Here is a 5,646-nt window from a genome sequence, read left to right as displayed (position 1 = left end):
TCATAGATTTTACGTATGGATTCTTTGATAGCGTTTGAACCTCTTTTTCTGTAAATAGCTTTTTCGTCATTGTGAAATTTCTCCGATTCTAATTTTTCTCCTATTATACAAGAAATACCCTATAGAATAGACTTTTTTTTAAGTGTCTAYTCTATAGGGTACATTTTATATATACTTGGCCTGGTGGTCCTAACAAAAAAGCACTAAGTGGAACACCAAAAAAAATAATAGCTACAATGTAACGTTGAAGAAATAAAGAACGCTTTACTGTTTTAGAATGCCTCGCATAATGCAGATTAAATGCAATAAAATCTTGTTCCGTTAACGTATATTCTATTTGCATTTCTCCATCTCCATTCCCTACTAAAAGTTCCCTCTATTGTATCATTCATACATTTCTATTTCTCTAGATTTTTCTCGACAAAAAAGCCATCATGTACATGATGGCTTCATACATATAAACATATTATTTCTTTAATACAAATCCAAAYTTATCCCAMGCTTGTAAATAGTCCAATAAAAAAATCTCTTCTTCTACAACACGGCCAACTACATTTGTCTTCCCTGTATTCACCATATCTTTTAAAGCAATCTGCAATTCCCCTTTATACTGGCCATACTGTTCATTATCAATGAGAATATCGCCACGTTTAATCGGTCTTGTGTTATGAGGTTTAAACTCTTCTTTTTTATATTTTACACGGCTTTGTGTTGAACGAATCATATATTCAGATACATCCCCGCGATAAAAATGCGGTTCTTCTACTACAATCTTTCTTTCTAATTCTGTTGTTGTTTCATAAATTTCTACATCAAACGTTTGCTTTTCTTTATTTACTTCTCCGAGCACCTTTAATTCTTCTTCTGATGCATATGCATTCGCAATGATTACATCATCAATCAATTCTGTTGCAAATAAATGTTTCGCCTGCGTTGTCATTGGCAATTCACGATGTTGTTCGATTGTACATAACCCTTCCGTTACTGGCCATGGTCCATATGTCGCATCAAATGATGTAATAAAAGCAGCAGTTCTCATGCCGTAATCTTTAAATTGTTTTGAGCATTTCATAAAATGATCATACGAAAGACCAGAATAACGATGCGGGTAAAAATTATGACAACCAATTAAATTTTCACAGTTCGGGCGATGACTCATAATATTATCAACATATTTCGTACCGTTACTCATATTAATCTCAATTTTTAATCCATATGGGTTATATGTCATAATGGATTCTTCTAATCCTGAAAAACCAACATCTAGACGAATACCATATGCACCTAATTCATGGAAGAATGAAAGGTCGTTATAAGAAATACCAAGCTGTTCAAAAACAGCTGGACTAATATCAACAAGTACTTGGAAACCTAATTCATTCGCATGCGAAATCGTTTCCTTAAATTCTTTAACAATGTTCTCTTTTTCTCCATCCACTGATAATAAACATGTGAATACACGTGTAAAACCATATTGATGTGCTAATGTTAAATATTCCTTATCTTTCTCTACTGTAGAATGTTCTGGATAAATAGAAATACCTAATCGTCTCATGCATATACGCCTCTTTCTTCATCATCATTTTGTAAACCCTTTCAAACATATATAGTAAAGTAGTAGAAATCCCCTTCTACTTTACTATCCGTTTGAATCCGCTTTCTTTTCAGAAAAAACATCTCTATCAATCTTAACAACCAGCAGACTATACATCTATACTTTACCTTTTTTAAGAGCATTTGTGTATCATTTACACAAATTTGTAAATTTTTTCTCCCGAAAAATTGTTACATCATTTTAGCTCACCTTTCTTGACTGTTACATTGACCTCTACATATACTCGAAAGAACAGAGAAAAATATTTAGGGGATGAATATATGGGAGAAGCAGCACTCGTAAAACGAGAACCATTATGGACAAAAGAATTTATTGCGCTCATTTTAGCAAACTTATGTATGTTTTTAGGCTTTCAAATGTTAATTCCAACATTACCTGTTTACGTGAAAGAAATTGGTGGCACGAGTTCAAACATCGGATTTGTTGTTGGAATGTTTACTGTGGCAGCTTTAATTATTCGGCCGCTCACTGGAAATGCACTACAAAAATTTAGTAAAAAACTGATTTTAATGACTGGTACTGCAATTTGCCTACTAGCGATGGGCAGCTACCTATTTGCCTCTACTGTCTTCCTCCTTCTTGCTGTTCGCATTTTACACGGAGCTGGTTTTGGTATTACAACCACAACATATGGAACTGTAGTCTCCTATTTAATTCCTGCAGCCCGCCGTGGTGAAGGTATGGGATATTTCGGTCTCTCTGGAACGATCGCTATGGCACTTGGTCCTCTTATCGGACTCTGGCTTATGCAAACTTATAACTTTACGATTCTTTTTTTATGTGCACTATCTTGCACAGTCGTTTCATTAATATTAACAAAGCTACTCAAAATTCAAACTACTGAGAAACCAATTCAACAAACACACGAAACGTTTTTAGATGGATTTATCGAAAGAAAAGCTTTACTTCCTTCATTATTAATATTGTGTATTACATTAATGTACGGAGGAATTGGGAGCTTTATCACGTTATTTGCTACGCAAGTCGGTATCGCTGATATTAGCCTTTTCTTCTTATTTAACGCCCTTGCCATCGCTGTAACACGCCCCTTCTCAGGAAGACTATACGATGTAAAAGGCCATGCATTTGTTATTATTCCCGGTGTTATCTTAACATTCGCAGGGATTATCCTGTTATCGTATACAACAACAATACCAAGTTTAATCATTGCAGCAAGCTGTTACGGAAGTGGATTCGGCGCTATTCAGCCGGCCTTACAAGCATGGATGATTGACCGTGTAGCTCCGCATCGCCGTGGCGTTGCTACCGCAACATTCTTCTCGGCATTTGACCTCGGCATTGGAGCAGGTGCAATTATCTTCGGATTCATCGCACACTTTACAGACTATGCAACTGTATATCGGTACTCTTCTGTGTTACTTATCGCGTTTCTCTTTATTTACATTACAAATGTACGGAAACAAAAACAACTTAATAAAAAAAATGAAAAAGCTGCTGGATGATTCAGCAGCTTTTCATTTTATCTATACACTGATTTCAAATGTACATATTCCTATGGTTCTTTACATACCACCATTAAGGTATTTTCTTATTTGGGATTAAGTACATGGGAGACGGTCTGCAACAAGCAGCTGGTGATCGCCTACGTGACATTCTCGATCGTTTTACAACTAACCCACTTATGGGCGTACTAGCAGGTATGTTAGTTACCGTACTGATTCAATCTAGCTCAGGAACAACCGCTTTAACAGTTGGACTTGTAAGTGCTGGATTTATGACGCTCAGACAAGCAATTGGTGTTATTATGGGTGCKAACATTGGTACGACCGTTACAGCATTTATTATCGGAATTAAAATCGGAGAATATGCTCTYCCAATTATGGCAGTTGGGGCAATCTTACTATTCTTCTTTAAAAATAAAAAAGTACAATCTCTTGGACAAGTCGTATTCGGATTTGGTATGTTATTCTTCGGTTTAGAATTAATGAGCACAGGTATGAAGCCACTACGCTCTTTAGAATCATTCCAAGAATTAACTGTTAGTATGAGTAACAGCCCAGTCCTAGGAGTTATCGTAGGTACAATCTTTACATTAATTGTACAAAGCTCAAGTGCAACAATTGGAATCTTACAAGAATTATTCGGCCAAGGTGCAATCGATTTAAAAGCTGCTCTACCTGTACTATTTGGTGATAATATCGGAACAACAATTACAGCTGTATTAGCAGCGATTGGTACTTCTATTGCAGCAAGGCGCGCAGCATTAGTACACGTTATCTTTAACATAGTTGGTACCATCATCTTTACAATTTTATTAGTACCATTTACAAACTTAATTCAATATTTCCAAACATCGTTAAACTTAAATCCAGAAATGACAATTGCTGTTGCGCATGGAACATTCAACGTAACGAATGCGATTATTCAGTTTCCATTCATTGCAGTTTTAGCGTGGATTGTAACAAAAATTATTCGCGGAGAAGATGCCGCTATTGACTTTAAACCGCAGCATTTAAATCCAATCTTTATTGAACAATCTCCTGCTATCGCCTTAACAGAGGCACAAAAAGAGATTATTCGTATGGCAGAGTTCTCATTACACGGCCTAAAAGAAGCAACTCAATTTTTAAATACAAAAGAAAAGAAACATGCTGATATGGCAGCTCAACTAGAGGGCGCTATTAACAACTTAGATAGAAAAATTACGGAGTATTTAGTGTTACTTTCTGAAAAACCACTTTCACCAATGGATTCCGAAAAACATTCTGTCTTAGCATCTGTTGTCGGAGATATTGAACGCGTTGGCGACCATGTAGAAAACGTTGTAGAACTTGTGGACTCCCAAATTTCTAACCGTGTCACGCTATCAGATGAAGCAATGGCGGAACTAAATGAAATGCTTGAACTAACAATTTCAACATTACAAAATGCAATTGGCGCTTTAACAAACTTCGACACTGAACTTGCACAAACAGTCATTACGAAAGAACGTAAAATTGACCAAATGGAACGTGTATTGCGTAAGCGCCACGTGCTACGCCTGAATGAACGTAGTTGCTCAGGTGATGCAAGCATCATCTTTGTTGATATGGTAAGTAATTTAGAGCGTATCGGTGATCACGCTGTAAATATTGCAGATGGAGTTTTAGGGGAACAAGGAAAAGTTGCATTAAAACAAACACTATAGTACAAAAAAAGACGATCTGGATGAAGTGCACCCCAATTGTTAGACACAGTCTAATAATTGAAGGTGCACTTCATGATGATAAGGTCGTCTTTTTCTATAAATACAATTTGAAAAAACAAATATAAACCTCTCCTTTTTGAGCGAGAGAGAGCGTCCGGTCTTGCATAGAAGCGGTCAGGGCCTTTTTTAGCCCCATTCCAGGTTAAAACAAATGGAGAAAGTAAGTGCAAGCCTCCTTTTGTTTTCATAGCAACGACTTATATGCCAGCAAATCAAATTGCTCGAAATGATGCATGATTCATTATGTCTATCTCCTTTACTCTTAACAAACAGTATTTCTACTTCATTATATAAGACCTATAGAAAATGATATAATCTTCCTCTTGAACATATTTCAACAAATCTTACTTCTTTATTATTTTTTCATAATATGTATTTCTATTTCTAATACGACAAACTATAATTGTTCTATTGCTTATTCTCCTAAAATTAACTTTGCGAAAGGCGGAAAAATCTGACTTTTCGTAAAATAAATCGGATATTAGCGAAATGTAAATGATTTGTAATGTTCTTTTTCGCTAATATTCATTATAATTAGGTGATATGAGTATCGTATTTCAATCCAAATGAAGGAGTATATGAAATGGATCAAAACCCATCTTTGCAAGAAAATATACGAAATAATAAGAAAAAAGGAAAGAAAAAAACAAAAATTATTATAAGTGTCCTTTTATTATTTTTAATAATAGGAGGCAGTTATACTTGGTTTTTAGTAAATAAAGCATCCTCTGCTGTTTTTAATGCCGCCCACGATTTAGCACGCGGTGATAAATCAGATTTACGTGATAAAGCAGTTAAACCTATTTCTAATAATGTATCTGTA

Annotated in this window: 4 protein-coding genes and 1 pseudogene; 3 read left to right on the top strand and 2 right to left on the bottom strand. The window is 35.4% G+C overall.

All coding sequences use genetic code 11. The annotated features are described in order from the left end of the window. Positions 1-151: 151 nt before the first annotated feature. Entirely contained in the window at positions 152-343 is a 192-nt protein-coding gene (locus AC1DIT_RS27585; protein ID WP_016113216.1) for a hypothetical protein, read from the bottom strand. Positions 344-466: 123 nt separating this feature from the next. Further along, entirely contained in the window at positions 467-1,555 is a 1,089-nt protein-coding gene (locus AC1DIT_RS27580) for a DUF871 domain-containing protein (protein WP_016113215.1), read from the bottom strand. Positions 1,556-1,875: 320 nt separating this feature from the next. Here AC1DIT_RS27580 and AC1DIT_RS27575 point away from each other — a divergent pair, with 320 nt between their 5' ends. The 3 genes and pseudogenes from AC1DIT_RS27575 to AC1DIT_RS27565 all read left to right on the top strand — a co-directional run. Next, positions 1,876-3,078 carry an MFS transporter gene (locus tag AC1DIT_RS27575; RefSeq protein WP_016113214.1) on the top strand — a complete coding sequence of 401 codons (1,203 nt, stop codon included), beginning with the start codon at positions 1,876-1,878 and terminating at the stop codon, positions 3,076-3,078. An 80-nt stretch (positions 3,079-3,158) separates the two neighbouring features. After that, positions 3,159-4,763, top strand: a complete 1,605-nt coding sequence (locus AC1DIT_RS27570; protein ID WP_476998570.1) for a Na/Pi cotransporter family protein — start codon at positions 3,159-3,161, stop codon at positions 4,761-4,763. Positions 4,764-5,406: 643 nt separating this feature from the next. After that, positions 5,407-5,646: pseudogene (locus tag AC1DIT_RS27565) on the top strand (LCP family protein); the annotation flags it as partial.

The sequence above is a fragment of the Bacillus sp. 05T22 genome (genome assembly GCF_056396765.1).
This window is presented reverse-complemented; position numbering and strand designations above follow the sequence as displayed.

Excerpts from the sequence above, each read along its gene's own strand:
- AC1DIT_RS27585 (WP_016113216.1), bottom strand. The coding sequence starts at position 343 with ATGCAAATAGAATATACGTTAACGGAACAAGATTTTATTGCATTTAAT.
- AC1DIT_RS27575 (WP_016113214.1), top strand. The coding sequence starts at position 1,876 with ATGGGAGAAGCAGCACTCGTAAAACGAGAACCATTATGGACAAAAGAA.